At 72.5% G+C, this 25029-nt stretch carries 21 protein-coding genes and 2 tRNA genes; 10 read left to right on the top strand and 13 right to left on the bottom strand.

Annotated features, from left to right (window positions below; genetic code table 11):
* Positions 1-93: 93 nt before the first annotated feature.
* The 5 genes from ACFQS7_RS10510 (at position 94) to ACFQS7_RS10530 (ending at position 7429) form a co-directional block, all read left to right on the top strand.
* On the top strand, positions 94-1149 hold the full coding sequence (locus ACFQS7_RS10510; protein ID WP_380066997.1) for an ABC transporter ATP-binding protein: 1056 nt from the start codon (positions 94-96) through the stop codon (positions 1147-1149).
* Positions 1146-2159: an ABC transporter ATP-binding protein gene (locus ACFQS7_RS10515; protein ID WP_380066998.1), complete on the top strand. Its 1014-nt coding sequence runs from the start codon at positions 1146-1148 to the stop codon at positions 2157-2159. The genes ACFQS7_RS10510 and ACFQS7_RS10515 overlap by 4 nt, the downstream gene beginning before the upstream one ends.
* A 51-nt stretch (positions 2160-2210) precedes the next feature.
* Positions 2211-3788 carry a fatty acyl-CoA synthetase gene (locus ACFQS7_RS10520; protein WP_380066999.1) on the top strand — a complete coding sequence of 526 codons (1578 nt, stop codon included), beginning with the start codon at positions 2211-2213 and terminating at the stop codon, positions 3786-3788.
* Positions 3789-3851: 63 nt separating this feature from the next.
* Entirely contained in the window at positions 3852-5537 is a 1686-nt protein-coding gene (locus ACFQS7_RS10525) for a thiamine pyrophosphate-dependent enzyme (protein ID WP_380067000.1), read from the top strand.
* Between the two features lie 617 nt (positions 5538-6154).
* Positions 6155-7429: a hypothetical protein gene (locus ACFQS7_RS10530; RefSeq protein ID WP_380067001.1), complete on the top strand. Its 1275-nt coding sequence runs from the start codon at positions 6155-6157 to the stop codon at positions 7427-7429.
* Positions 7430-7572: 143 nt separating this feature from the next.
* Here the strand turns inward: ACFQS7_RS10530 and ACFQS7_RS10535 are convergent, their stop codons facing one another.
* The 9 genes from ACFQS7_RS10535 to phnG all read right to left on the bottom strand — a co-directional run bounded on the left by ACFQS7_RS10535 (position 7573) and on the right by phnG (position 15742).
* On the bottom strand, positions 7573-9357 hold the full coding sequence (locus ACFQS7_RS10535; protein WP_380067002.1) for a gamma-glutamyltransferase family protein: 1785 nt from the start codon (positions 9355-9357) through the stop codon (positions 7573-7575).
* A 59-nt stretch (positions 9358-9416) separates the two neighbouring features.
* On the bottom strand, positions 9417-10112 hold the full coding sequence (locus tag ACFQS7_RS10540) for a DUF1045 domain-containing protein (protein ID WP_380067003.1): 696 nt from the start codon (positions 10110-10112) through the stop codon (positions 9417-9419).
* Positions 10109-11248 (bottom strand): alpha-D-ribose 1-methylphosphonate 5-triphosphate diphosphatase, encoded by a 1140-nt coding sequence (locus tag ACFQS7_RS10545; RefSeq protein WP_380067004.1) that lies wholly within the window; start codon positions 11246-11248, stop codon positions 10109-10111. Before ACFQS7_RS10545 ends, ACFQS7_RS10540 begins: the two co-directional genes overlap by 4 nt.
* Positions 11245-11943, bottom strand: a complete 699-nt coding sequence (gene phnL / locus ACFQS7_RS10550; RefSeq protein ID WP_380067005.1) for a phosphonate C-P lyase system protein PhnL — start codon at positions 11941-11943, stop codon at positions 11245-11247. The genes ACFQS7_RS10545 and phnL overlap by 4 nt, the downstream gene beginning before the upstream one ends.
* Positions 11940-12713, bottom strand: coding sequence for a phosphonate C-P lyase system protein PhnK (phnK, locus tag ACFQS7_RS10555; RefSeq protein WP_380067006.1), 774 nt, complete (start codon positions 12711-12713; stop codon positions 11940-11942). The genes phnL and phnK overlap by 4 nt, the downstream gene beginning before the upstream one ends.
* On the bottom strand, positions 12710-13507 hold the full coding sequence (locus ACFQS7_RS10560) for an alpha-D-ribose 1-methylphosphonate 5-phosphate C-P-lyase PhnJ (RefSeq protein WP_380067243.1): 798 nt from the start codon (positions 13505-13507) through the stop codon (positions 12710-12712). Before ACFQS7_RS10560 ends, phnK begins: the two co-directional genes overlap by 4 nt.
* 104 nt (positions 13508-13611) lie before the next feature.
* On the bottom strand, positions 13612-14691 hold the full coding sequence (locus ACFQS7_RS10565; RefSeq protein WP_380067007.1) for a carbon-phosphorus lyase complex subunit PhnI: 1080 nt from the start codon (positions 14689-14691) through the stop codon (positions 13612-13614).
* Positions 14691-15269: a phosphonate C-P lyase system protein PhnH gene (gene phnH / locus ACFQS7_RS10570; RefSeq protein ID WP_380067008.1), complete on the bottom strand. Its 579-nt coding sequence runs from the start codon at positions 15267-15269 to the stop codon at positions 14691-14693. Before phnH ends, ACFQS7_RS10565 begins: the two co-directional genes overlap by 1 nt.
* Complete coding sequence (gene phnG, locus ACFQS7_RS10575; protein ID WP_380067009.1) at positions 15266-15742, bottom strand: phosphonate C-P lyase system protein PhnG; 477 nt, start codon at positions 15740-15742, stop codon at positions 15266-15268. The genes phnH and phnG overlap by 4 nt, the downstream gene beginning before the upstream one ends.
* 92 nt (positions 15743-15834) lie before the next feature.
* On the opposite strand from phnG, the gene phnF reads away from it, so the two are divergent.
* Both phnF and ACFQS7_RS10585 read left to right on the top strand, forming a co-directional pair.
* Positions 15835-16587, top strand: coding sequence for a phosphonate metabolism transcriptional regulator PhnF (gene phnF, locus ACFQS7_RS10580; RefSeq protein ID WP_380067010.1), 753 nt, complete (start codon positions 15835-15837; stop codon positions 16585-16587).
* Positions 16588-16589: 2 nt separating this feature from the next.
* Positions 16590-17735, top strand: coding sequence for an alpha-D-ribose 1-methylphosphonate 5-triphosphate diphosphatase (locus ACFQS7_RS10585; RefSeq protein ID WP_380067011.1), 1146 nt, complete (start codon positions 16590-16592; stop codon positions 17733-17735).
* Positions 17736-17874: 139 nt separating this feature from the next.
* Here the strand turns inward: ACFQS7_RS10585 and ACFQS7_RS10590 are convergent, their stop codons facing one another.
* The 4 genes from ACFQS7_RS10590 to ACFQS7_RS10605 form a co-directional block, all read right to left on the bottom strand.
* The gene (locus ACFQS7_RS10590; protein WP_380067012.1) at positions 17875-19989 is read right to left on the bottom strand and encodes a molybdopterin-dependent oxidoreductase; all 2115 of its coding nucleotides are present in this window, start codon (positions 19987-19989) and stop codon (positions 17875-17877) included.
* A 58-nt stretch (positions 19990-20047) separates the two neighbouring features.
* Positions 20048-21700, bottom strand: coding sequence for a hypothetical protein (locus ACFQS7_RS10595; RefSeq protein WP_380067013.1), 1653 nt, complete (start codon positions 21698-21700; stop codon positions 20048-20050).
* A 76-nt stretch (positions 21701-21776) separates the two neighbouring features.
* Positions 21777-21851 (bottom strand) — tRNA-Asn (locus ACFQS7_RS10600).
* Positions 21852-21921: 70 nt separating this feature from the next.
* Positions 21922-21995, bottom strand: a tRNA-Cys gene (locus ACFQS7_RS10605).
* Between the two features lie 143 nt (positions 21996-22138).
* On the opposite strand from ACFQS7_RS10605, the gene ACFQS7_RS10610 reads away from it, so the two are divergent.
* The 3 genes from ACFQS7_RS10610 to ACFQS7_RS10620 all read left to right on the top strand — a co-directional run bounded on the left by ACFQS7_RS10610 (position 22139) and on the right by ACFQS7_RS10620 (position 25024).
* Positions 22139-22795, top strand: a complete 657-nt coding sequence (locus ACFQS7_RS10610) for a protein-L-isoaspartate O-methyltransferase (RefSeq protein WP_380067014.1) — start codon at positions 22139-22141, stop codon at positions 22793-22795.
* A 238-nt stretch (positions 22796-23033) separates the two neighbouring features.
* Positions 23034-24473 (top strand): TolC family outer membrane protein, encoded by a 1440-nt coding sequence (locus ACFQS7_RS10615; protein ID WP_380067015.1) that lies wholly within the window; start codon positions 23034-23036, stop codon positions 24471-24473.
* Entirely contained in the window at positions 24473-25024 is a 552-nt protein-coding gene (locus ACFQS7_RS10620; RefSeq protein WP_380067016.1) for a DUF2497 domain-containing protein, read from the top strand. The genes ACFQS7_RS10615 and ACFQS7_RS10620 overlap by 1 nt, the downstream gene beginning before the upstream one ends.
* Positions 25025-25029 lie beyond the last annotated feature (5 nt).

Raw genomic sequence — 25029 nt, forward strand, 5'->3', positions numbered from 1 at the left:
GAAGGGGCGCTGCCCAGGAAGCGGGCATGCCGCCGTGACGAAGCCCTGCGACTCCCGCAGGCGGATGGCATGCGCCTTGCTGACCTGCGTCGCATGAGCACTGCCCCAAGCACCCACGCGGATCGCGGCGGCCCGGCCCAGCCCCTGCTGCTTGTCCAGGACCTGAAGAAGCATTTCCCCATCAAGGGAGGAATCTTCGGCGCCACCGTCGCCACCGTCCGCGCGGTGGACGGCGTCTCCTTCGCGGTCCGCAAGGGCGAGACCTTGGGGATCGTCGGCGAGAGCGGCTGCGGCAAGTCCACCACCGCCCGGCTGCTGATGCAGCTGATGCCACCCGATGCCGGCAGCCTGGTCTTCGACGGCGAAGGCGTCGGCGAGCATGCCCAGACCGGCGGGATGTCGCTGAAGGACTACCGCCGCCAGGTGCAGATGGTCTTCCAGGACAGCTACGCCTCGCTGAACCCGCGGCTGCCGATCGAGGACAGCATCGCCTTCGCCCCCAAGGTGCATGGCGTCTCCGACGGGGAGGCCCGCGCCCGGGCGCGCGACATGCTGGCGGCCGTCGGCCTGGCGCCTGCCAGCTTCGCCCGGCGCTACCCGCACGAGCTCTCGGGCGGTCAGCGGCAGCGGGTGAACATCGCCCGCGCCCTTGCCCTGCAGCCGCGCCTGGTGCTGCTGGACGAGCCGGTCTCCGCCCTCGACAAGTCGGTCGAGGCGCAGGTGCTGAACCTGCTGGTCGACCTGAAGGAGAAGTTCGGCCTCACCTACCTGTTCATCAGCCACGACCTGAACGTGGTGCAGTACATCTCCGACCGCGTGCTGGTGATGTACCTGGGCGAGATCGCCGAGATGGGGCCGGTGGACGCCATCTACGACCGCCCGGCGCATCCCTACACGCAGGCCCTGCTGGCCAGCCGGCCGGCGATGGACCCGGGCAAGCGGCGGATGGAACCACCCTTGACCGGCGACCCGCCGAACCCGATCAACCCGCCCTCCGGCTGCCGCTTCCGCACGCGATGCCCGCATGCCGAGGCGGTCTGCGCCGACCGCAAGCCGATCGCCGCCGACCTGGGCGAGGGGCATCTCGCCGCCTGCCACATGGCGGCGCCCGGCAGCGGGCACAGCAAGGCGGGGAGGCTGGCGGCATGAGCGACGTGTTGGAACGTCAGGTGACTGCCGCCGCCGCCGCCGTGCCCCTCGTGAAGATGCGCGACGTCGGCGTCCGCTTCGTCACCCGCGACCGCACCGTCAATGCGGTCAACGGCGTCGACATCGACCTTGCCGCCGGCGAGGTGCTCTGCATCCTCGGTGAGTCCGGCTCCGGCAAGTCCGTCACCATGCGCGCGCTGATGCGGCTGCTGCCGAGATTCGCCCAGGTCACCGGCAGCATCGAGGTCGGCGGCCGAGACGTGCTGGCGATGAACGAGGGCCAGCTGCAGGATTTCCGCGGCGGCGACGTCGCCATGATCTTCCAGGAGCCGATGACCGCGCTCGACCCGGTCTTCACCGTCGGCCGGCAGATCGCCGAGACGGTGCAGCGGCACGAGGGCCTCTCCCGCTCCGCCGCCGATGCCCGCGCGCTGGAACTGCTGGAGCTGGTGCAGATCCCCTCGGCCAAGCGGCGGCTGGCGGCCTACCCGCACGAGCTGTCGGGCGGCCTCCGCCAGCGCGCCATGATCGCCGTGGCGCTGGCCTGCAAGCCGAAGCTGCTGCTGGCCGACGAGCCGACCACGGCGCTCGACGCCACCGTGCAGATCCAGGTCCTGCTGCTGCTGCGCCGGCTGCAGGAGCAGATGGGCATGGGGGTGATCTTCGTCACCCACGACCTCGGCGTCGCCGGCGAGATCGCCGATCGCGTCGCCGTCATGTATGCCGGCAAGGTGGTCGAGGAAGGCCCGGTGGATGCGCTGATGCGCGGCCCGCTGCATCCCTATCCGCGCGGCCTGCTGGGTGCGACCGTGCATCCCGGCATGCGCGGCAAGCGGCTGACCACCATCCCCGGCGCGCCGCCGAGCCTGGACGTCGCCCCCACCACCTGCCCCTTCCAGCCCCGCTGCGCCGAGGCCGAGCCGGCCTGCGCGGTCGAGGTCGGCCCGGCGCCGCGCCGCCCGGTCCCCGGCCGGATGGCCCGCTGCGTGAAGGTGCCCGCGGCGGGGTGATGTGCGGCGCGCCTCCCGCCGGATAGGATGCCGGAAATCGGGGAGGCAGCCATGACGGAGATCGGCGCGCGGGCACGGCGCAACACCATCGGCGACGCGGTCCGCCGGGCCGGCGCCCGGTTCCGCGACCGCCCGGCGCTGCGCTTCGGCGACCGGGCCTGGTCCTTCGCCGGGCTCGACCTGGCCGCCGACCGGGTCGCCCGCATGCTGCTGGACAGCGGGCTTGCGCAGGGCGACCGGGTGGTCGCCTTCGGCAAGAACTCCGACGGCTTCCTGCTGCTCTGGCTCGGCTGCGCCCGGGCCGGGCTGGTGCATGTGCCGGCCAATTTCGCCCTGACCTCGCCGGAGCTCGACTACATCCTGCGGCAATGCGGCGCCGCGGCGGTCTTCGCCCAACCCGCCCTGCGGCCGGTGGCGGATGCGGCCGGCGGCGAGCTGCTGCGCGGCACGCTCGACGCCGGGGACGGGCGGCACGACATCCTCGCCGCCGCCATGGACCCGCGCTGGGGCCAGCCGGGCGACCCGGAGGTGGGGGAGGGCGCCGCGGAGACCGACCTCGCCCAGCTGCAATACACCTCCGGCACCACCGGCCAGCCGAAGGGCGCGATGATGACGCACCGCGCCATCCTGGCGGAATATGCCAGCGTGACGGTCGAGCTGGAGATGCGCCGCGACGACCGCGCGCTCGCCGCCCTGCCGCTCTACCACACCGCGCAGATGCACTGCTTCACCATGCCGCAGCTGCTGAACGGCGCCTTCTCCATCCTGCTGGAGGCACCCAACCCGGCCCTGGTGCTGGAGCTGATCGAGGCCGAGCGGATCACCAGCTTCTTCGCCCCGCCCACCCTCTGGATCACCCTGCTGCAGCACCCGGACTTCGGCCGGCGCGACCTGTCGAGCCTGCGCAACATCTACTACGGCGCCTCGATCATGCCGGTGCCGGTGCTGCAGGAATTGCGCGCCCGGCTGCCCGGGGCGCGGCCCTTCAACTGCTACGGCCAGAGCGAGATCGCCCCGCTGGCGACCGTGCTGCGGCCGGAGGAGCACGAGGCGCGACCGGGGTCGGTCGGCCGCGCCGTGCTGAACGTGGAGACCCGCGTGGTCGATGCCGAGATGCGCGACGTCGCACCCGGCGAGCGCGGCGAGGTGGTGCACCGCTCCCCGCAACTTCTCCTCGGCTACTGGGACATGCCGGAGGAGACGGCGCGCGCCTTCGAGGGCGGCTGGTTCCACAGCGGCGACGTGGCGACCATCGACGCGGAAGGGTATCTCGCCATCGTCGACCGCACCAAGGACCTGATCAACACCGGCGGCGTGCTGGTCGCCAGCCGCGAGGTGGAGGAGGCGCTGTTCACCCACCCCGCCGTCGCCGAGGTCGCGGTCATCGCGGTGCCCGACCCCAAATGGATCGAGGCGGTGGCCGCCGTTGTCGTCCTGCGCGGCGACCCGCCGGCCGGGATCGAGGCCCTGCTGCTGGCGCATGCACGCGAGCACCTGGCCGCCTACAAGGTGCCGAAGCGCATCATCCTGGCCGACAGCCTGCCGAAGAACACCGCCGGCAAGCTGCTCAAGCGCGAGCTCCGGCAGATCCATGCCGGGACCGATAGCGGCGCGCTCGGCGCGGGGTGACGGCCCGGCGGGCCGCTTGTATGGTCCGCCGCGAAACGCAGCGACAGCACGGGGAAGACACGCATGACGCAGGCAGCGGGGCGCGAGGCGCGGCTCGGGGGGCATATCCTGGCCGATGCGCTGGTGGCGCAGGGCGTGACCCACGCCTTCTGCGTGCCGGGCGAGAGCTATCTCGACCTGCTCGACGGCCTCTATGCCCAGCGCAACCGGATCGAGCTCATTACCTGCCGCTTCGAGGCCGGCGCGGTCCACATGGCCGAGGCCTATGGCAAGCTGACCGGCAAGCCCGGCGTCGCCATCGTCACCCGCGGCCCGGGCGCCTGCCATGCCGCGATCGGCGTACATGTCGCCTTCCAGGACAGCACGCCGCTGGTGCTGCTGGTCGGCCAGATCCCCTTCGAGGAGACCGACCGCGAATCCTTCCAGGAGGTCGACTACCGCAAGATGTTCGCCCCGCTGGCCAAGTGGGTGACGCAGATCGACGACGCCGCGCGCATCCCCGAATTGATGGCGCATGCCTTCGACGTGGCGACCAGCGGCCGGCCCGGCCCGGTGGTGGTGGCGATCTCCGAGGAGATGCAGAAGGTGATGGCCGCGGTGCCGGACCTGCCGCCGGCGCAGGTGCTGCCGGCCCATCCGGCCCCCGAGGCGCTGCCGCGCATGATGGCGATGCTGGCCAAGGCGGAGCGGCCGCTGGTGGTGCTCGGCAGCGGCGCTGGATGGACCGCGCAGGGCCGCGCCGACATCAAGGAATTCCTGGTCGCCAACGACCTGCCCGTGGCGGTGTCCTTCCGCCGCATGGGGCTGTTCGACGGCACCCACCCGAACTATGTCGGCGATCTCGGCGTCGGCGCCGATGCGGCGCTGGCCAAGGCGGCGAAGGACAGCGATCTGTTCATCGCCATCGGCAGCCGGATCGGCGAGACGGTCAGCCAGGGCTACACCCTGTTCGACATGGCGGGCGCCAAGCCGATCATCCATGTCTATCCGGACCAGGCGGAGATCGGCCGGGTCTACCGCCCGGCGCTCGGCATCACCGCCGACCTGAACGGCTTCGCCGCCGCGGCCAAGGCGACGACGCCGATCGCCAAGCCGGGCTGGTCCGGCTGGCGGGCGCAGCTGCGGGCGGCGCGGGAAGCCCAGGCGCAGCCGCCGGCCTATGACGGGCCGCTGAACTTGGCCGTCGCGCTGCAGGAGCTGGAGAAGATCCTGCCGCCCGACACCATCTTCACCACCGATGCCGGCAATTTCGCCACCTGGCCGCAGCGCTTCATGCATGTCTCGGAAGGCCAGGACTTCCTCGGCCCGACCAACGGCGCCATGGGCTATTCGGTGCCGGCGGCGATCGGCGCCAAGATCACCTTCCCGAACCGCACCGTGGTCGGCTTCGTCGGCGACGGCGGCTTCCTGATGACGGGCCAGGAGATCGCCACCGCCTTCCACCACAAGGTCAACCCGATCATCCTGGTCTTCAACAACGGCATGTACGGCACCATCCGCATGCACCAGGAACGCCACTACCCGGCCCGCGTCTCGGGCACCGAGATCACCAACCCCGACTTCGCCAGGTTCATCGAAAGCTTCGGCGGCCATGGCGAGACGGTGGAGGCGACGGACCAGCTGGTGCCGGCCTTCAAGCGCGCCCTGGCCAGCGGCAGGCCGGCGGTGATCGAGGTGCGGACCAATCCGGAGCAGGTGACCAACCGCAGCACCATCGCCCAGCTCCGGGCGCAGGCGGCGAAGGGGTAGCCGACGCCGGGTCGGCGCCGCGGCGGCATACCGGCCGGGCTGCGGGTTTCGGACGGACCGCCGGGCCTCGCCACCCGATCGCGGTTTCCGGACAAAGCCCGCGGTGACGCCCGGCCTCTGCGAACTGCGGGCGGATTGCCGGGCATCGCCACCCGATTGCGGTTTTCGGACAAATCCCGCGAGGTCGCCCGACATCTGCGGGTTTCGGGCAAATGGTCCGGCCACGCCGTCCGGTGGCGGCTTTCGGACCAAGCCACCGGTGACGCCCGACCCTGGCAGGTTTCGGACGAATGGCCGGGCCGCGCCGTCCGAACGCGGCTTTCGGGCAGATCTCCCAGTCCCGGCCGGCGCCTGCGGCTTTCGGACAAAGGTCGGGTCGGGGAAGTGGCCTGCGGGTTGCGGACGAACCAGGCAGCCTCGCTGCAACCCGCTCACGGGGCGGGGCCGGTGGGGTGATGGCGGCGGCATCGGGCATGGCGCCTCGCTCTCCTCATCCAGCCAGTGAGCCTATCCGGACCCGGATCGAAATACAAGAAATTAATCCTAATGCCGTGGCCTTGCCCTTGCCCGCTCGGCCGCGGCCCCGCTAGCCTTCCCCGAACATGGGGAAACGCCGGATGCTCACCGACCGCTACGGCCTCGCCCTCGATACCGGCTCCGCCGCCGCGCGGGACGCCTACCTCGCCGGCTGCGAACGGCTGCTCAGCATGTATCCCGGCGCCGAGGCGCTGTTCGATTCGGCCATCGCCGAGGATCCCGGCTTCGGCCTGGCCCGCATCGCCCGCGCCCGGGCCTTCCAGATGGCCGAGGATGCCGCCGCCACCCGCGCCGCGCTCGACGCCGCCGGCACCACCCTGTCGCCGCGTGCCGCCTCCCAGGCCCGGGTCTTCCGGCTGATGCTGGACGGCGCGCCGCAGGCCGCGCTCGCCGCGGTGCGGGCGCATCTGGCGGAATGGCCCTGCGACGCGCTGGTGCTCAGCACCACCGCCAACCAGACCGGGCTGATCGGCCTTTCCGGCCTGCCGGGGCGGGAGCAGGACCTGGCCGACCTGCTCGACGGCCTGGCGCCGCATTACGGCGAGGACTGGTGGTTCGCCGCGCATCACGGCATGGCGCTGTCCGAGGTGGGGGAGGTCGCGCGCGCCCGGCCGATCCTGGAAGCCTCCTACGCTGCCCATCCGCGCAACGGCTACATCGCCCACAGCATCGGCCACCTGCACTACGAGACCGGCGACCATGAAGGCGCCATCGCCTTCCTGCGCGGCTGGCTGCCGGGCTATCCGCGGGCCGGCCGGCTGCATGGCCACCTGCACTGGCACCTGGCGCTGAGCGAATTGCAGGCCGGCAACGCCGCCGAGGGCTTCCGCCTCTACGCGGAGGCCTTCGCGGCGGAGGAGTACCACGCCCCCGCCCGGCTCAAGCTGACCGATGGCGCCGCCTTCCTCTGGCGCGCCGAACTCGCCGGCCATCCGCGCGACCCGGACCGCTGGCGGGCGCTGCACGCCTTCGCCCAGGCCGTCGCGCCGCGGCCAGGGATGCCGCTGGCCGACTGGCACGTGGTGCTGACCCAGGCGGTGCTCGGCGATGGCGAAGGCCTGGCGGCCCGGGCCGAGGCCATGGCGGCGATGACCGCGGCCGGGCGCTACCCCGCCGGCCCGGCGATCACCGCGCTCGGCCGGGCCTTCGCCGCCATGGAGCGGCAGGAATTCGACGTCGCAATCGAGGCCATCGCGCCGATCATGGCCGAGCGCGCGCGGATCGGCGGCAGCCGGGCGCAGGTGGACCTGGTGGAGGCGACGCTGCTGAAGGCCTATCTCGGCGCCGGGCGGCTGGCGGAGATGCGGGCGCTGCTGGCGGCGCGGCGCCCGGCGGCGGCGGCGTTGCCCGTTTGAAGAAGGGGGTCTGGGGGAGAAGGTATTCTCCCCCAGACCCCCTCATCTATTTCTGTGGGTTGGCATCTGCCGCGCGGCGAATGTCAGGCCCATGAAAAGGAAGGGTGAGGTTTGGTGAGGAAATACTTTTTCCTCCCCGACCTTCACCTGCCGACCGCGTACCCCTGCATGCCGCGCGGATTGGCGCCGGCGAAGATCTGCCCGTCGGCCTCAAGCCGCGCCCCGGTCAGCCGGCCCTCCGACCACTCGCCGCCCATCTCGGCGGCATGGCCGCGGGCGGTGAGGTCGGCCAGCACCTCCGGCGCGAAGCGGCCCTCGATCACCACCTTCCCGGGCCGCGCGCCGCGCGGCCAGAAGCTGCTGATCCAGTGCTCGGAATGGAAGCTCGGCAGGTCGATCGCCTGCTGGATGTTGAAGCGGTGGTCCACCATGCGCATCAGCATGATCGGCTGCCATTGGTCCTGCTGCTCGCCGCCCGGGGTGCCGAAGCTCATCCAGGGCTTGCCGTCGCGCAGCACCATGCTGGGCGAGAGCGTGGTGCGCGGCCGCTTGCCGGGCTGCAGGCCGTTCGGCAGCGTCTCGTCCAGCCAGAACATCTGGCAGCGCGACCCGAGGCAGAAGCCCAGGCCCGGGATCGCCGGGGAGGATTGCAGCCACCCCGCCGAGGGCGTCGCGCTGACGAAATTGCCCCAACGGTCGATGACGTCGATATGGCAGGTATCGCCGCCCGCGGCGCCGAGGCGGGAGACGGTCGGCTCCCCGGTCCCGGCCGCCGCCGCCATGTCGCGGGCGCGCCGGAGCGCGGCGTCGTAATCCGTGCGCGGCGTCCGGCCTTCGGGCGAGCCCGGGCGCCAGCCGTTGTTCGCCACCGTGCCGATCAGCTTGCGGCGCTCAGCGGTATACTCGGCCGAGAGCAGGGCGGCCATCGGCACGTCGGTGAAGTCGGGGTCGCCGTAATAGGCCTCGCGGTCGGCGTAGGCGAGCTTCATCGCCTCGACCACGGTGTGGACGAACTCGGCGCCGACGGCATCCATCCCGCCGATGTCGAAGCCTTCCAGCAGCGCCAGGGTCTGCAGCATGGCCGGCCCCTGGCTCCAGGGGCCGCATTTCAGCACGGTGTGGCCGCGGTAGTCGTGCGCGAGCGGCGTCTCCACCCCGGCCCGCCAGCCGGCCATGTCGTCCGCCGTCAGCAGCGCGGTGTGGCGGCGGCCGGAGGTGTCGAGGGCCTCGAAGCTGCGGCCGAAGCGGTCGATCGCCTCGGCGACGAAGCCGCCGTACCAGATGGTGCGGGCCGCCTCGATCTGGCCCTCGCGGTCGTCGCTGGCGGCCTCGGCCTCCCGCACCACGCGGCTGTAGGTCTCGGCCAGCTCCGGGTTGGTATAGAGCTGCCCCGGCTTCGGCCCGCCGTCGCGCAGCCAGAGCGCGGCGCTGCTCGGCCAGGCGGTCTCGAAGAGCGGCCGCACCGTCTCCAGCGTCGCCGACACCCGCGGCACCACATGCGCGCCGCGCGCGGCATAGCCGATGGCGTAGTCCAGCACGTCGCGCAGCCGCCAGGTGCCGTGGTCGCGCAGCATCAGCGCCCAGGCATCGAAGGCGCCGGGGATGGGGGCGCAGAGGAAGCCGGTGCCGGGGACGATGTCGAGCCCGAGCGAGCGCATCTTCCCGACCGTCATCGCCTTCGGCGCAGGCCCCTGGCCGCAGATGACCTGCTGGGCGCCGAGCGCCGCGCTATGCAGGATGATCGGGCAGTCGCCGCCCGGGCCGTTCAAATGCGGCTCGACGATCTGCAGGGTGAAGCCGGCCGCCGCCGCCGCGTCGAAGGCGTTGCCGCCGCGCTCCAGCACCGCCATGCCGACCTGCGAGGCGATCCAATGGGTGGTGGCGACGGCGCCGAAGGTGCCGGCGATCTCGGGGCGGGTGGTGAACATCGGCGTGGGCTCCGCGGGACGCTTCCTTGCCCGGATTGGCGCAGCCCAGGCGCCGCCGGTCAACCGCCCAGCGGCAGGCGCTCGGCGATCAGGAAGGGCGCGCCGGCGGCGGCCTGGGTGAACAGGCTGATCGCCGTGACCCGGCGCGGCCGGGCCGGGGCCGCGCCGAGGAAGTCGGTGACCGCGGGCAGCACCACGGCCTTCTCCGCCGCCGTCAGCCGCCGGGTCAGGGTGACGTGGAAGCGCCATTCCTCGAAGACGTAGGGATAGCCCCAGCGTTGCAGCAGCGCGTCCTGCCGCGGGGTCAGCCCGGACCGGCGCCGCCGCGCCAGCTCGGCCTCCGAGGCCGCGGCGCGGCAGGGCTCCATCGCCTCGACGCAGGCATCCGCCAGCGCCTGCAGGCCGGGGCAGGGCGCGGTTTCGCGCAACGCCAGGAAGCCCTGCAGGTCCTGCACCGCCAGCGGCGGCAAGTCGAAGGGCGCGATCCGCGCCGCCAGCGCTTCCGCTGCCGCAACCGCCTCCGCCCAGGACAGGCCGAGGCGGAAGGGCGGCTTGAGCGTCGCGTGCAGCCCATAGCCGCGCGGATCGGCGGTCAACTCGGCGATGTCGAGCCCGGGCAACTCCGGCTGCGGCCGCGGCGCGCCGGTCTCCGCATCCCGGCCCAGCCAGGCGGAGCCGAGGGCATGCAGCGGGTCGTCCAGTTCCGGCGCCCAGTACAGCGCGAGCCGCGCCTCCGGCCGGGGCGCACCGATCAAGCGACTCGCTCCCCGGCCCGCCAGACCTGGCGGACGAAGGGCAACTCGCCGATGGCGGCGACCCGGGCCAGGTCGGCGCGCAGCCCGGCCTCCAGCCGGCCACGATCGGCCAGCCGCACCATCCGGGCCGGCGCGTCGGTCAACATGGCGACGGCGGCCGGCAGGCCGATGCCGGTCTCGGCCACCGACCGCCAGGCGGCCTCGACCAGCGCGGCCGGGACATAGTCGCTGGCCAGGGCATCGACCGCGCCGGCGCGGATCATGTCGGCCGCCGCGACGTTGCCGGAATGGCTGCCGCCGCGGACGATGTTCGGCGCGCCGGCGATGACCGCGACGCCGATCCGCTTCGCCTCGAGCGCGGCGTCCATCACCACGGGGAATTCGCTGATGCGGATACCGTCCTCGGCGTTCTGCGCGACCTCCGCGGCGCTGTCGTCGTCATGCGAGGCCAGCGGCAGGTCGCGATGCGCCAGCCGCCGCAGCAGCCAGCGGCGCTGCGGCTCGCGCAGCCTGGCGCGTTGCGCCAGCAGTTCCTCGATCCGCTTGATGACCTCGGATTCGGAGATCTGCATCTGGCGCTGCCGCATGGCGCGGTAGCGGCCGATGTCGCGGTACTGGCCGACACCAGGGGAGTGGTCCATCAGGCTGGCCATCAGCACCCGCGGATGGTCGGCCACCGGGTCGAGCGCGGCCGGCATGTCCCGCGCCGGCAACTCGCAGCGGAGATGCAGGAAATGCTCCGCCTTCAGCAGGCCGGTATCGCCCAGCGCATCCAGGTCGCGCACGCCGTCGAGGAAGGTCTGGCCGCGTCCGGCATCGAAGCCGAGATCGCCGAGGCAGAGCGCATCCAGCACCGTGGTCACCCCGGCGGCAGCGCATTGCGCGTCATGCGCCAGCATGGCGGACCGGCTGGGCCAGCGGGCATTGGCGCGCGGCAGAACCTGGCGTTCCAGGTTGTCGGTGTGCACGTCCACCACGCCGGGGATCAGGTGGTCGCCGTCGAGGTCCTCGGCGGCGCTGAGATGGCTGCGGCCGGGCTGCACCTCGGCGATCTGGTGGCCGCGGATGACGATCGTGCCCTGCACCACCTCGGCCGGCAGGACCAGCCTGGCGTTGGTGAGGATGGTTTCCTTCATGCCGCGGCCTGCATGGGGGTGACCTCGAAGAGCCGGTCGGCGACCTGGTCGCGGACCTCGGTGTCGTGGAAGATGCCGATGATGGCGGCGCCGGCGCGCTTGGCCTCCTCGATCAACCCGATGACCACGGCGCGGTTGCCGGCGTCAAGGCTGGCGGTCGGCTCGTCCAGCAGCAGGACCGGATAATGCGGCGCGAAGCCGCGCGCCAGGTTCACCCGCTGCTGCTCGCCGCCCGAGAAGGTGGCCGGCGGCAGGCCATGCAGCCGGGCCGGCAGGTTCAGCCGGGCCAGCAGCGCGGCGGCACGGGCGCGCGCCTCGTCCCGCGGCAGGCCGCGCGCGGCCAGGGGTTCGGCCACGATGTCGAGGGTCGCAACGCGCGGGATCACGCGGAGGAACTGGGAGACGTAACCGAGCGTGTCACGCCGGATCTCCCGCACCAGACGCGGATCGGCGGCGACGAGGTCGAGCGCCTCGCCGCGGTGGCGCAGCAGGATGCGGCCCTCGCCGGCGCCGTAATTGCCATAGAGACAGCGCATCAGGGTGGATTTCCCCGCGCCCGAGGCCCCGGCCAGGGCGACGCATTCGCCCGGGCGGACCTCCAGCTCGACCCCCTGCAGTACCGGGATCCGCGTGCCGCCCTGCAGGTGCAGGGTGAATGCCTTGCCGAGGCCCTCGGTGCGCAGCGCCCAGCTCATGCCGCCAGCACCGAGGCGACGAGGAGCTGGGTGTATGCGTGCTGCGGGTCGTCCAGCACCCGGTCGGTCAGCCCCTGTTCCACCACGCGGCCCTGGCGCATCACCAGCATGCGGTGCGCCAGCAGCCGGGCGGCGGCGATGTCGTGCGTCACCAGCAGCACCGCGAGGCCGAGATCGGCGACCAGCGCGCGGATCAGGTCGAGCAGCCGGGCCTGCACCGAGACGTCGAGCCCGCCGGTCGGCTCGTCCATGAAGACCAGGCGCGGATGGGTGACGAGCGTGCGGGCGATCTGCAGCCGCTGCTGCATGCCGCCCGAGAAGGTGCGCGGCAGCCCGTCGATGCGGGCCGGGTCGATCTCGACCCGCCTGAGCCATTCGGTCGCCTCGGCGCGGATCGACCCGTAGTGCCGCGCCCCGGTCGCCATCAGCCGCTCGCCGATATTGCCGCCGGCGGAGACGCCGAGGCGCAGCCCGTCGCGCGGATTCTGGTGGACGAAGCCCCAGTCGGTGCGGTGCAGCCGGCGCATCGCGGCTTCCGGCATGGCCTGGATGGCATGGGTCGCGCCGGCGGGATCGCGGTAGAGCACCTCCCCCGCATCCGGCCGCAGCAGGCCGGACAGCACGCGCAGCAGCGTCGTCTTGCCCGAGCCCGATTCACCGACGATGGCGACGACCTCGCCCGGCCAGATCGAGAGGCCGACGTCGTCGAGCGCCGGCACAGCGCCGTAGCGCAGCGAAAGGCCCGTGGCCTGCAGCAGCGGCGCGGTCATTCCGCGGCTTCCCGCGCGGCTTGCCGGGTGTTGCAGTAGTCGGTGTCGGAGCAGACGAACATCCGGCCCCCGGCATCGTCGGTCACCACCTCGTCGAGATAGCTGGCGCGGCTGCCGCAGAGCGCGCAGGCGGCGTCGGCGCGGATGGGCACGAAGGGGTGGTCCTCGAAGTCGAGGCTGCGCACCTCGGTATAGGGCGGCACGGCGTAGATCCGCTTCTCCCGCCCGGCGCCGAACAGCTGCAAGGCCGGCATGCGGTGCATCTTGGGATTGTCGAAGGCGGGGATGGGGGAGGGCGACATCAGGTAACGCCCGCCGACCATGACCGGGTAGTTGTACGACGTGGCGATATGGCCGTGCCGGGCGATGTCCTCGTAGAGCTTCACATGCATCAGGCTGTAGTCGGCCAGCGCGTGCATGCGCTTCGTCTCCGCCACGCGGGGTTCCAGGCGGAACAGCGGCTCCGGCATCGGCACCTGGTAGACCAGCACCTGGCCCTCCCGCAGCGGGGTCTCGGGGATGCGGTGGCGGGTCTGGATGATGCTCGCGGCCTCGGTCCGCTCGGTCGTCGCCACCCCGGCCACGCGCGCGAAGAAGCGGCGGATGGAGACGGCATTGGTGGTGTCGTCGGCGCCCTGGTCGATCACCTTCAGCGTGTCGGCCGGGCCGATGACGGCGGCGGTCACCTGGATGCCGCCGGTGCCCCAGCCATAAGGCAGCGGCATCTCGCGGCTGCCGAAGGGCACCTGGTGGCCGGGGATCGCCACCGCCTTCAGCAGGGCGCGGCGGATCATCCGCTTCGTGTTCTCATCCAGGTAGCCGAAATTATAGCCGGCAGCCTGGCCGGCCGATGCACGGCCCCGGTGCTCGCCGCCCGCTGCCGATCCGACGGGCGCGGTCATTCCGCCGCCTCCCGCAGGGCGGTCGCGCGCAGCTGGCGGATCTTCTCCAGCTCCGACTGGAAATCGACGTAGTGCGGCAGCTTCAGGTGCTCGACGAAGCCGGTCGCCTCCACGTTGTCGCAGTGGTACAGCACGAATTCCTGGCTCTGCGCCGGGGCATCCGCATCCTCGCCCAGCTCGGCGCCGCGCAGCGCCCGGTCGACCAGCGCCATGGCCATCGCCTTGCGCTCGGCATGGCCGAAGACCAGCCCATAGCCGCGGGTGAACTGCGGCGGCGCGGTCTTCGATCCGGCGAACTGGTTGACCATCTGGCATTCCGTCAGGGTGAGGTCGCCGATCTCGATGGCGAAGCCGAGCTCGGGCGGGACGATCTCGACCGCCACCTCGCCCATGCGGATCTCGCCGACGAAGGGGTGGGCGTTGCCGTAGCCGCGCTGGGTGGAATAGCCGAGCGCCAGCAGGAATCCCTCGTCGCCGCGGGCCAGCGCCTGCAGCCGCAGCGGGCGGTCGGCGGGGAAGGCCAGCGGCTCGCGCGTCAGGTCGGACGGCACCGCGTCCGACGGCGCCTCCGCCTGCATCAGGCCTTCCTGCGCCAGGATGCCGGTGACCCGCGGCATGGTCGCCGTCTCGGCCGGGGCCTGGGGGCTGGGCAGCGGCGGCTCGCCGGCCGCGGCCAGGGCGAAGTCCAGCAGCCGGTGGGTATAGTCGAAGGTCGGCCCCAGCACCTGCCCGCCCGGCAGGTCCTTGTAGGTGGCGCTGATGCGGCGGCGGATGCGCATGGCGCCGGTATCCAGCGGCGCGCTGGCGGCGAAGCGCGGCAGGGTGGTGCGGTAGGCGCGCAGCAGGAAGGCGGCCTCGATCAGGTCGCCGCGCGCCTGCTTGATGGCGAGCGCCGCGAGGCCGCGGTCGTGGCAGGCGCCCTCCGCCATCACCCGGTCCACCGCCAAGCCGAGCTGCTGGCCGATCTGCTCGACCGTCAGCTCCGGCAGCGCGGGATCGCCGCGGCGCTCCTCGGCCAGCCAGGCATGGGCGGCGTCGATCGCCGCCTCGCCGCCCTTGACGGCGACATAGGCCATCAGCCGATCTCCAAGCTGGTGGTGCGGGGCAGGGCGGCCAGCCGGTCGCCGGCGCAGAGGACGAGGTCGACGCCGCGGGGGAAGAGCGCGCGGTTGGCCTGCCAGTCGGCGGCGAATTCGGCGGGCAGTCCCGCCACGCGCAGCCGGTGGGCCTGTTCGATTCCCGGTCCGGTCAGCCGCCAGCCGGCGCCTTCCTCCAGCGCGTCGACCTGCAGGATCAGCGTGGCGGAGCGGTGCGGTTCCTCCTCGGTGCCCTGGGCCAGGTCGCGCAGCGCCGGCGGCGCGCCGCAGGCGAGCAGGAAGGCGGCCTCCGCCGGGGCGGCAACGACCGGGGCGCCGGCATGGAAGCGCAGCCAGGCCTCGGCCGCGGCGCCCGCGTCCAGCCAGACCGGCGTATCGGCATCCGCCAGGGTCAGCAGCACCGCCGCCGCCGCGGCGCCCAGCGGCGCCGGCGGCTCGGGCAGGCCGGGCAGGCGCTGGACCCGGCCGGGCCTGGCCATGGCTTCCAGCACCGCGCGGAAGCAGCGCTGCGAGTCGAGTACCGGCTCGGCGAAGCCGGGGGTCAAAGCGGGGCTCATCGCATGGTCGCCATGGTGAAGAACTGCACCCGGGTCGCCGCCGCCTTGGCCGCAGCCTCGGCGGCACGGGCGGACTGGGCCGCGGCCAGCGGCTCGATCACCGCGGCAAGCAGCCCGGCCCGGCGTCCGGGATCCTGCAAGGCGGCGTCGAGCAGCGCGGCAAGCTCGGCCTGCCCGGCATCGCGTCCGGCGGCATAGGCATGGCCGACCGTGCCGTCCTCGAGCCGCACGCTGCAGCGGGTGACGGTCATCTCGCCGAGATTGAAGGGCGCGCCGTCGCCGCCCTGGCGGCCACGCACCATCACCAGCCCGGTTTCCGGCCCGCGCAGCCGGCGGTGCGGCGGCAAGGGCGGGGCGGCGTCCAGCAGCGCGGCGATCTCGGCCCGCGTGGCGCGCGCCAGGACGCCCATCCAGCGGCGCCGCGCGGCGTGGGCCGGGGCTTCGGTCTTCAGCGCTTCTGCGGTCACGCTCATCGGTCCCCTATAAAGGTCTAGACAAGCGGATGTCCAGCCCGATATCCAGGAGCCATGTGCCATGGCAGGCTGCGCGCATGTTTGAAACTTCGATGACAGGTGCGGATACCCTTGGCGGCGCCGTGCCGCTCGCGCGCGGCCAGGGCGTGGCGCTCTGGCGGCAGATCGTCGGCGCGCTGGAGACGCAGATCGGCGCCGGCAGCCTGCCGCCCGGGGCGCGGCTGCCGACCGAGGCCGAGCTCACCGCCCGCTTCGCCGTCAACCGCCACACCGTCCGCCGGGCGATGGAGGAATTGCAGTCGCGCGGCCTGGTGCGGATCGAGCAGGGCCGCGGCAGCTTCGTCGCCGAAGATGTGCTGGACTACCCGCTCGGCCCGCGCACCCGCTTCTCCGAGACCATCCGCCGGCAGAACCGCGAGCCGCAGGGGCGCATCCTGCGGCTGGAGGAGATCGATGCCGACGGTCCGGTGGCGGAGGCCCTGAAGCTGCGCCGCAACCGGCCGGTGGTGGTGGCGGAACGGCTCGGCCTGGTCGATGGCCGGCCGGTGGTGCTCGGCGCGCACTATTTCTCCGTCGCGCGATTCCCCGGCATCGCCCGGCTGCTGGCCGAGGATTCCTCCATCACCCATGCTCTGGCCGTGCTGGGCGTCGCCGACTACCGGCGGCTGTCGACGCGGATCACCGCGCGGATGCCGACCGCGGAGGAAGCAACGCTGCTGGAACAGGCGCGGACCCGGCCGGTGTTGGTGACCGAGGCGATCAACGTGGACAATGCCGGCGAGCCGATCGAGTTGAGCATCGCCTGCTATGCCGCGGGCCGCATGCAGATCCTGGTGGAAAGCTGAGCATGGGAAGACAGGCCTGGCGGATCGCCGGCGGCACGGCATTGCTGGAGGGTACGCTGCGCCCGGCCGATGTGGCGCTGGCGGCGGGCTGCGTCGCCGAGGCCGCGCCCGATGCGCGTGGATTCGATGCGCGCGGCCTGCTGGTGCTGCCGGGCCTGGTCGACATCCATGGCGATGCGCATGAGCGCAGCCTGCAACCCCGCCCGGGGGTCGGCTTTCCGGTAGGCCTTGCGGTGCGCGACACCGCGACGCAGCTGCTCGGCTGCGGCATCACCACCGCCTATCTGGGGGTGACCTTGTCCTGGGAGCCGGGGCTGCGCTCGCTGGAGACCTGGCGGCTGCTGATGGCGGCGCTGGATGCGGCCCGGCCGGGCCTGGCGCTCGACCTGCGGGTGCATCTGCGCTTCGAGGCGGACAACCTGGATGCGCTGGACGATGCACTCGCCGATATCGCCGTGGGGCGGGTGCATCTGCTCGGCTTCAACGACCACACGCCGTCGATCCTGAGGAAGCTCGGCAACGAGAAGGAGGTGGCGAAATACGCCGGCCGCGCCGGCATGGCGCCGGCCGAGTTCCGCACGCTGGTCGAACGCGTCGCGTCGCGGCGCGGCGAGGTGCCGGCGGCGCGCGCGCGGCTGGCGGCGGCGGCGGGCGCGGCCGGGCTGCCGATGCTCAGCCATGACGATGCGACGCCGGAAGACCGCGCGCATTACCGCGGCCATGGCGCGCGGATCTGCGAATTCCCGATGGCCGAGGCGGTGGCCGCCGACGCCCGCGCGCATGGCGAGCCGGTGGTGATGGGTGCGCCCAACGTGGTGCGCGGCGGCAGCCATCTCGGCTGGGCCGGCGCCGCGCCGCTGGCGGAGCGCGGCCTGGTGACGGTGCTAGCCAGCGACTACCACTGGCCGGCGCTGCTGGAGGCGCCCTTCGCCATGGCGCGGCGGGGCCGGATGGACCTGGCGCAGGCCTGGGCGCTGGTCTCGGCCAATCCGGCCGCGGCGGCGGGACTGGCGGATCGCGGGACGCTGGCGCCGGGGCTGCGCGGTGACGTGGTGGTGGTCGACCCGCAAGGTCCTGCAGTGGTGGCGGTGTTCAGCGCCGGGCGCCTGGCGCACCTGACCGCGGCGGGCGCGGCGCGGCTGGGATGAAGCAAGGCCAGGGAGGAGGTATCCTCCCTGGAGCCTCCTCTATTTCTGTGGGTTCGCACCTGCCGCGCGGCGGGTGCCAAGCCCACAAAAAGGAAAAGTGGGGTTTGGGGAGGGAATACGTTCCCCTCCCCAACCTTGCCTACTCCGCCGCCAGGCCTTCCACCACCGCCGCCGCCGGCCGCACCCAGACCGCGGTGTCGTGGAACACCGCGCCGCCCTTGGGCGGGCCGGGGTCGTCGCTGACCAGCAGGTTGATGCCCATGCCGCCGGCGAAATCGGCATTCGGCCAGACGCTCTCGACGATGACGACGCCTTCCTGCTGGCCCGCGGCCAGCTTCGCCGTCACCACGACCTCGCCGCGCGCATTGCCGAGGCGCACCCGTCCGCCATCCACGACGCCGAGCCGCGCGGCATCGCGCGGATGCAGCAGCGCCGTGGGCCGGACTTCGCGCTTCCGCGACCCGGGCGTCTCGGTGAAGGTGGTGTTGAGGAACTGCCGTGCCGGCGCGGTCACCATGCGGAAGGGATGGCCGTCGTCCGCGGCGTCGATCGTCGCCATGTGGTCGGGCAGGGCCGGCATCACCGCATGGTCGGGGCCGATCGCCGCCCAATTGGGGGCGAAGTGGAATTTCCCGTCCTTGTGGCCGAAGCCGGTCTCGAAATGCGACTCCGCGAAGCCCGGCTGCACGTCCAGCCAGCGGCCGGCGGCGATCTCGTCCCAGCCCGGCCAGCCGGAGGCCTGCAGCGTCCAATCGGCGATCTCGCGCGCCGTCATCTCGAAGCCGCGGTGCCGGGCGCCAAGCCGCCGCGCCAGCCCCTGCAGCACCTCGTGGTTCGAACGGCATTCGCCCGGCGGCTCGACCAGCTTGGGGCCCAGCTGGATATGGCTGTGGCCGCCGGCCTGATACAGGTCGTCGTGCTCGACGAACATCGTCGCCGGCAGCACCACGTCGGCATATTTCGCGGTGTCGGTCATGAACTGCTCATGCACGCAGGTGAACAGGTCGTCGCGCTGGAAGCCCTGGCGCACCTTGCCGCTGGCCGGCGCCACCACCACGGGGTTGGTGTTCTGGATCAGCAGGGCGGTCACCGGCGGGCCGTCGCCGAGGTCGCGCCGGTCGCCGGTCAGCACAGCGCCGATGCGGCTCTGGTCGAGGATGCGGATACCGGGATCGCGGGCGTCGTGGCCCTCGATCAGCGACTTGTCCCAGTGGTAGATCGCCCGGTTGCTCCAGAAGGCGCCGCCGCCCGGATGGCGCCACTTGCCGGTCACCGTCGGCAGGCAGGTCACGGCATGGAGCGAGGCCGCGCCGTTGCGGCTGCGGGAGAAGCCGTAGCCGCAGCGGATATAGGCGCGCTCGGTGCGGCAGTAGAGCGCGGCGAAGGCCTCGATCTCGGCGACCGTCAGGCCGGTGATGGCGCTGGCCCAGTCCGGGCCGCGCGCCGCCAGGTGCGCTTCCAGCCCGGCCGGCGCGTCGGACAGGCGCGCCATGTAGTCGCGGTCGGCATGGCCGTCGCGGAAGGCGATATGCATCACCGCGCAGGCCAGCGCGCCATCGGTGCCTGGCCGCACCGCCAGGTGCATGTCGGCCGCGGCGGCGGTGCCGGTGCGGTAGGGGTCGACGACGACGAATTTGGCGCCGCGCGCCTTCCGGGCGCGGGTGACATGGGTCATCACGTTGACCTGCGTCGCCACCGGGTTGCCGCCCCACATGACGATCAGGTCGGCCTCCGCCATCTCGCGCGGGTCCGGGCCGCCGTACTTCCCGACGCCGGCGATCCAGCCGGCCTCGCAGAGCGCGGTGCAGATCGTGTTGAGCTGGCCGGAATAGCCCATGGCGTGGCGCAGCCGGTGGATGCCGTCGCGCTGCACCAGCCCCATGGTGCCGGCATAGTAGTAGGGCCAGACGGTCTCCGACCCGTGGCGTGCGGTGCGTTCGGCGAAGGCCGCGGCGACGCGGTCCAGCGCCTCCTCGAAGCCGATCTCCTTGAACTGGCCGGAACCCTTGGGGCCGGTCCGCAGCAAGGGGCGTAGCAGGCGGTCCGGATGGTGCACACGTTCGGCGTAGCGGGCGACCTTGGCGCAGATCACCCCGGCGGTGTAGCTGTTGGCCGCGGCGCCGCGGACGGTGCCGATCCCCCGCCCGAGGCCGGCATCGTCGCGCAGCACCTCGACCTCCAGCGCACAGGTCGAGGGGCAGTCATGCGGGCAGACGCTGTCCTGGTAGTCGCCGACCTTGGTGCTCACCGTCATGCCTGCCGTCCCGCCCTGCCCGAAGCCCGGCAGCATAGGGCACCGCCACGGTGGGCGGCTACCGCTCCTCCGGCCCGCTCCAGGCCATGGTCCGCAGGTCGAGGCCGCAGAGGCCGGCGACCCCCCAGGCCCGGGCATAGGCCTCGACCGCGTCGCGGTAGCCGGGGTCGGTGGGGATGCCCTCGGGCCAATGCGGCGGGTTGAAGGTGGAGATGCCGTTCACCGTGGGCAGGTGCCGGACGGCGGCAACGATCATCGCCTCGGTATTGTGGTTGTAGGGGTCGGCCACCGCTTCGCCGAACCGGCTTTCGGCGCGGGCGGCGGAGACATAGAAGGCGCGGCAGCCGGCGGGCGGCGGCGGCACCGCGGCCAGCCGGCCGGCCTCCAGCGGCCGGTCGAGGAAGCGCGGCGAATAGCCGTTCAGCTGTTCCAGCAGCAGCACGGCCGCGACCACCGCCACCGGCAGCCGGCCCCATCGGCGCGACGCCAGGAAGGCCAGCGCCAGCAGGATGACCGTCGGCGTCAGGAAGAGCTGGTAGCGCGCCACCACCCGCGGCGCTTTTGCCCCCGGCACGTATTGGTAGACCAGCGACCAGGCGGTGACCCCGCCGACCTGGATGGTCAGCAGCCAGGTCACCAGGCTGGCCAGGCCCAGCGCCCGCAGCAGCGCCAGCCGCGCCGGGGGCAGGACGGGGCCGCGCGCCAGCCAGGCCAGCGCGGCCGCGTAGCAGGCCAGCAGCAGCGGCGGCAGGCCGGTCATCCGCTCGCTCCAGGCCGGGAAGCCGGGGCGGAAGATGTCGTTCAGCCCGCGGACCAGCCAGCCCCACAGGAGGTTGTCCGGACCCACGTTGAGGATGTCGAGCGGCTCCGGCGCGTTGCGGACCACGTCGGCCCAGGGGTGCATGCCGGTCTCGGCCGCCTTGGGCAGGTACAGCGCCAGGAAGGGCAGGTTCACCGCCACGGCGAAGGCGGCCAGCCCGGCCAGCAGCCAGGCCTGCGCCCGCAGCGCGCCGCGCAGGTGCCGCCGCGCCGCGCCGCCGGCCACCGCCAGCCAGGCGAGCAGCAGCGCCCCGCCGAGGAACGCGCTGTACCAGGCCATGTAGAAGCCGGTCATCAGGCAGGCGGCGAACAGGATGCAGAAGCCGGCGCCCCAGCCGAGCAGGGCGCCGCGCCGCCCCTCCCACAGCGCCCGCAGCGCGCCATGCGCCAGCAGGGCGAGGGCGGGGACGAAGGAGACGCTGAACAGCTGCACATGGCTGCCGCGGATGAACAGGTTGTTGCTGATGGTGAACAGCGCCGCCCCGAGCAGCGCCCAGCCGAAGGGCAACCCGAACAGCCGCCGTCCCAGCGCCAGGGCCGCGGCGAAGCCGATCGCCCGCGTGGCGAGATTCACCAGCTCGCCCGAGAGGAAAGGGTCGGCCCCCAGCGCCCGGAACCCGGCATGCAGCAGGCCGAACAGCAGATAGCCGTCGTTGTAGCCGAGCGTCGCCGGAACCGGGAAGAAATAGGCGGTGCGGTCCCAGGCCGCGAGCCCGCGCAGGACATTGTACCAGTGCTCGAGGATCGAAAGCGCGATCACCCCGTCATGCCGGTCGCCCAGCAGCAGGGTGAAGCCGTCGCCGAGCTGGCCGCGGAAGAAGATGCCGAGGCAGAGCGCGCCGCACAGCACCGCGGCCAGGCCGCGCCCCATCATCCCGTCGCTGCGACTCATGCCGATCCCCCGCTGCACGCAGCCAGAGGGAAGCGCTGCAAAGCAGCGCCGTCACGGCGAAAAAGGGAAGGAAAGATGGCTCCGGCGGTTGGATTCGAACCAACGACCAACGGATTAACAGTCCGCTGCGCTACCGCTGCGCCACACCGGATCAGCCATGGGAGCGGGCGTATAGCAGGCACGCCGCGCTTTGTAAGCCCCCGAAAAGCGATTCCCTCTTCTGGAGGTCCGGGGCGGAATTGAACCGCCGTAGCAGGTTTTGCAGACCTGTGCCTGACCACTCGGCCACCGGACCGCCTGAGAGGGGATCGACCCCCGGGCGCCGGGCCTCTTTGGCGCCACACCCGGCACAGGTCAAGCGTGCGCCGCAACACGCCGGCTTGGCGAGGCGGCGCGACCCACCCTATAAACCCGCGGCCCCGAGAAGGTACCGGCTACATGGACTATGCGGATGCGCGGAAGCGCATGGTGGATGGGCAGCTCCGCCCCAACCGGGTGACCGACCCGCGCGTGCTCGACGCGATGCGCGACCTGCCGCGGGAGGATTTCCTCCCCGCCGCCGTCCAGGCGCGCGCCTATGCGGACGAGGACGTGCCGCTGCCGGGTGGCCGGACCATGGTCGCGCCGATGGCGATCGCACGGCTGGCACAATTCGCCGCGGTGCGGCCGGGCGACCGGGCGCTGGTGGTCTGCGCCGGCACCGGCTATGGCGCCGCCGTGCTCGGCCGCTGCGGCGCCCGGGTGACGGCGATCGAGCCGAACGCCGGGCTCGTCGCCATCGCCGGGCGCGCCCTGGCGGCCAACCTGCCGGCCGGCGCGGTGCGGATCGAGCCGGGGCGGCCGACCGAAGGCTTCGCCGGCGGTGCGCCCTATGATGTCATCCTGATCGAAGGCGAGATCCCCGAAATTCCCGCCGCCATCGCCGAGCAGCTCGCCGAAGGCGGGCGTCTGGTGACGGTGTTGGGCGATGGCCGGCATTGTGGCGTGGCGGTGCTGGCACGGCGGATCGGCGGTGCGGTCAGCGTGGCGCCGGCCTTCGACTGCGCCACGGCCGCCCTGCCGGAATTCCAGCCGGCGCCGGGCTTCGTCTTCTGAAGTATTGCCCGGCGGCGCAGGCAGGCCCGGGTCATGAAAGATTCACCCAATTCCCGGCTTGCTCGCCCTGAAATCCCGGGTCGGGCGAACGGGATGGCATGACGGGCATGTTGCATACGGTTTCGCCGATCCGGATCACCCTTGTTCCGCGCGGGCATTCCGGTAAGGCAAATGCGGTTGGCGCGTCTGGTTTGGCGTATGACTGGCGGCACCGCCGCGACGGAAGGACATGGCTACGATGACACCGAATCGCCCCGCTTTGGCGCTGGCCACTGCGCTCCTGGCGCCGGCAGTCCTGTTCCTTGGCCCGTCGCGGGCGGCGGCCCAGACCCTGTCAGATGCCATGGCCCAGGCCTATGCCAGCAACCCTTCGCTGCTGGCCGCGCGGGCCCAGCTGCGCTCGGTCGATGAGAACGTGCCGCAGGCGCTCTCCGGCTGGCGGCCGAGCGTGAGCGTCGCCGTCTCCGGCGGCCCGGTCGACTCGCGGACACGGTCGCTGCAGGCGTTTTCCGATCCCGATGTGCCCTTCGGCAGGATCACGCGCGGTGTCACCAACCACACCGAGCGGCAACTCTTCACCAGCCAGGTGACCGTCACCCAGCCGATCTTCCGTGGCGGCCGCACCGTCGCCACCACCCGGCGGGCCGAGAACCAGGTCCTCGGCCAGCGCGCCCGCCTGCTCGCGCAGGAGCAGCAGGTGATGGCGGATACGGTCAACGCCTTCGTCAACGTCATCCTCTACCAGGAAATCGTTCGGCTGCGGGTGAACAACGAGCAGGTGCTGACCGAGCAGCTGCGCGCCACCAACGAGCGCTTCCGGGTCGGCGAGATCACCCGCACCGACGTGGCCCAGGCCGAGAGCCGCCTGGCCAATGCGCGCTCGCTCCGGTCGCAGGCCGAGGGCCAGCTGCAGATCACCCGGGCCACCTACCTGCGGGTCGTCGGCACCTCGCCCGCGCGGCTGGTGGCGCCGCAGCCGCTGCGGCCGCCGGTGGCCAATGCGCAGGAGGCCGGCCTGGCCGCGGCCACCAACAACCCGACCGTGGTCGCCGCCCTGTTCGACGAGGCCGCGGCGCGCGACGCCATCGACATCCAGGTATCCGACCTGATGCCGCAGGTCTCGGTGCAGGGTCAGGCCTTCCGATCCGACAACCAGGTCGCCCCGCATACCCGCATCACCGGCGCGCAGGTCGTGGCGCAGCTCACCGTGCCGCTCTACCAGGGCGGCGCGGAATATTCCCGGGTCCGCCAGGCACGGCAGTCGGCCCAGCAGGCGCGGCAATCGGTTGACGACCAGCGCCGCACCGCGATCCAGCAGGCGACCCAGGCCTGGGAGCAGCTGCAGGCATCGAAGGCGCAGGTCGATGCCCAGCGATCGGCGATCCGGGCCTCGGAGATCGCGCTCGACGGCGTGCAGCGGGAGGCGATCGTCGGCAGCCGGACCACGCTGGAAGTGCTGAACCAGGAACAGGAGCTGCTGGGCAACCGGACCGACCTGGTGCAGGCGCTGGCGACCGTGGTCTCGCAGTCCTACACCCTGGCCGGGGCGATCGGCCGGCTGACGGCGCAGGATCTCGGTCTCGACGTCGATCCCTACGACATGCGGGCCTATTACAATGCGGTGCGCAACCGCTGGTTTGGGCTTGGCGACTATTCGAACGTCGCGGAGCGGCGCTGATGGCGGAGGAGACTCCTGGCGCGCCGCCGGCCCCGGGCGCTGCGGCCGACCCGAGCATGGAGGACATCCTGGCCTCCATCCGCCGCATCCTGAGCGAGGATGAGGCGGGTGGGGTGCCGCCGCCGGCGGTCACCCCGGCCACCGCCGCCGCCCAGTCGCCACCCGCGGCCGAGGAGGAGCCGCTCGACCTGACCGAGGAGATGCTGGTCGCGACCCCGGCCGCGCCGCCGGCCGAGGCCGCCCCGCCGCCGGTGGTCGCACGCCCGGTGCCGGAACCCGCCGCGCCACCGCCGCCACCGGCCGATGGCGACCGGGCATTGCTCGGCGCCGCCGCCGCCGCGGCGGCCTCCGCCTCGGTCGGCAGCTTGTTGCGGGCGGTCGCCGCCGACCGGTCCAGCCCGGTCCACCGCAGCGGCCCGAGCATCGAGGATGTGGTGCGGGAGGAACTCCGGCCCCTGCTCAAGGAATGGCTGGACGCGCATCTGCCGCCGCTGGTGGAACGCCTGGTGCGGGCCGAGATCGAGCGGGTGGTCGGCCGCGGGCTGTCCTGAACGCG

This window comes from Dankookia sp. GCM10030260 (assembly GCF_042666655.1).
Classification (GTDB): Bacteria; Pseudomonadota; Alphaproteobacteria; order Acetobacterales; family Acetobacteraceae; genus Paracraurococcus.

Excerpts from the sequence above, each read along its gene's own strand:
- phnL (WP_380067005.1), bottom strand. The coding sequence starts at position 11,943 with ATGAGCTGGGCGCTGCGCACCGAGGGCCTCGGCAAGGCATTCACCCTG.
- ACFQS7_RS10515 (WP_380066998.1), top strand. The coding sequence starts at position 1,146 with ATGAGCGACGTGTTGGAACGTCAGGTGACTGCCGCCGCCGCCGCCGTG.
- ACFQS7_RS10525 (WP_380067000.1), top strand. The coding sequence starts at position 3,852 with ATGACGCAGGCAGCGGGGCGCGAGGCGCGGCTCGGGGGGCATATCCTG.
- phnK (WP_380067006.1), bottom strand. The coding sequence starts at position 12,713 with ATGACCGCGCCGCTGCTGCAGGCCACGGGCCTTTCGCTGCGCTACGGC.
- ACFQS7_RS10620 (WP_380067016.1), top strand. The coding sequence starts at position 24,473 with ATGGCGGAGGAGACTCCTGGCGCGCCGCCGGCCCCGGGCGCTGCGGCC.
- ACFQS7_RS10560 (WP_380067243.1), bottom strand. The coding sequence starts at position 13,507 with ATGATCCGCCGCGCCCTGCTGAAGGCGGTGGCGATCCCCGGCCACCAG.
- ACFQS7_RS10610 (WP_380067014.1), top strand. The coding sequence starts at position 22,139 with ATGGACTATGCGGATGCGCGGAAGCGCATGGTGGATGGGCAGCTCCGC.
- ACFQS7_RS10535 (WP_380067002.1), bottom strand. The coding sequence starts at position 9,357 with ATGTTCACCACCCGCCCCGAGATCGCCGGCACCTTCGGCGCCGTCGCC.
- ACFQS7_RS10530 (WP_380067001.1), top strand. The coding sequence starts at position 6,155 with ATGCTCACCGACCGCTACGGCCTCGCCCTCGATACCGGCTCCGCCGCC.
- ACFQS7_RS10590 (WP_380067012.1), bottom strand. The coding sequence starts at position 19,989 with ATGACGGTGAGCACCAAGGTCGGCGACTACCAGGACAGCGTCTGCCCG.
- phnH (WP_380067008.1), bottom strand. The coding sequence starts at position 15,269 with ATGAGCCCCGCTTTGACCCCCGGCTTCGCCGAGCCGGTACTCGACTCG.
- ACFQS7_RS10565 (WP_380067007.1), bottom strand. The coding sequence starts at position 14,691 with ATGGCCTATGTCGCCGTCAAGGGCGGCGAGGCGGCGATCGACGCCGCC.
- phnF (WP_380067010.1), top strand. The coding sequence starts at position 15,835 with ATGACAGGTGCGGATACCCTTGGCGGCGCCGTGCCGCTCGCGCGCGGC.
- ACFQS7_RS10510 (WP_380066997.1), top strand. The coding sequence starts at position 94 with ATGAGCACTGCCCCAAGCACCCACGCGGATCGCGGCGGCCCGGCCCAG.
- ACFQS7_RS10545 (WP_380067004.1), bottom strand. The coding sequence starts at position 11,248 with ATGAAGGAAACCATCCTCACCAACGCCAGGCTGGTCCTGCCGGCCGAG.
- ACFQS7_RS10615 (WP_380067015.1), top strand. The coding sequence starts at position 23,034 with ATGACACCGAATCGCCCCGCTTTGGCGCTGGCCACTGCGCTCCTGGCG.
- ACFQS7_RS10595 (WP_380067013.1), bottom strand. The coding sequence starts at position 21,700 with ATGAGTCGCAGCGACGGGATGATGGGGCGCGGCCTGGCCGCGGTGCTG.
- phnG (WP_380067009.1), bottom strand. The coding sequence starts at position 15,742 with ATGAGCGTGACCGCAGAAGCGCTGAAGACCGAAGCCCCGGCCCACGCC.
- ACFQS7_RS10585 (WP_380067011.1), top strand. The coding sequence starts at position 16,590 with ATGGGAAGACAGGCCTGGCGGATCGCCGGCGGCACGGCATTGCTGGAG.
- ACFQS7_RS10520 (WP_380066999.1), top strand. The coding sequence starts at position 2,211 with ATGACGGAGATCGGCGCGCGGGCACGGCGCAACACCATCGGCGACGCG.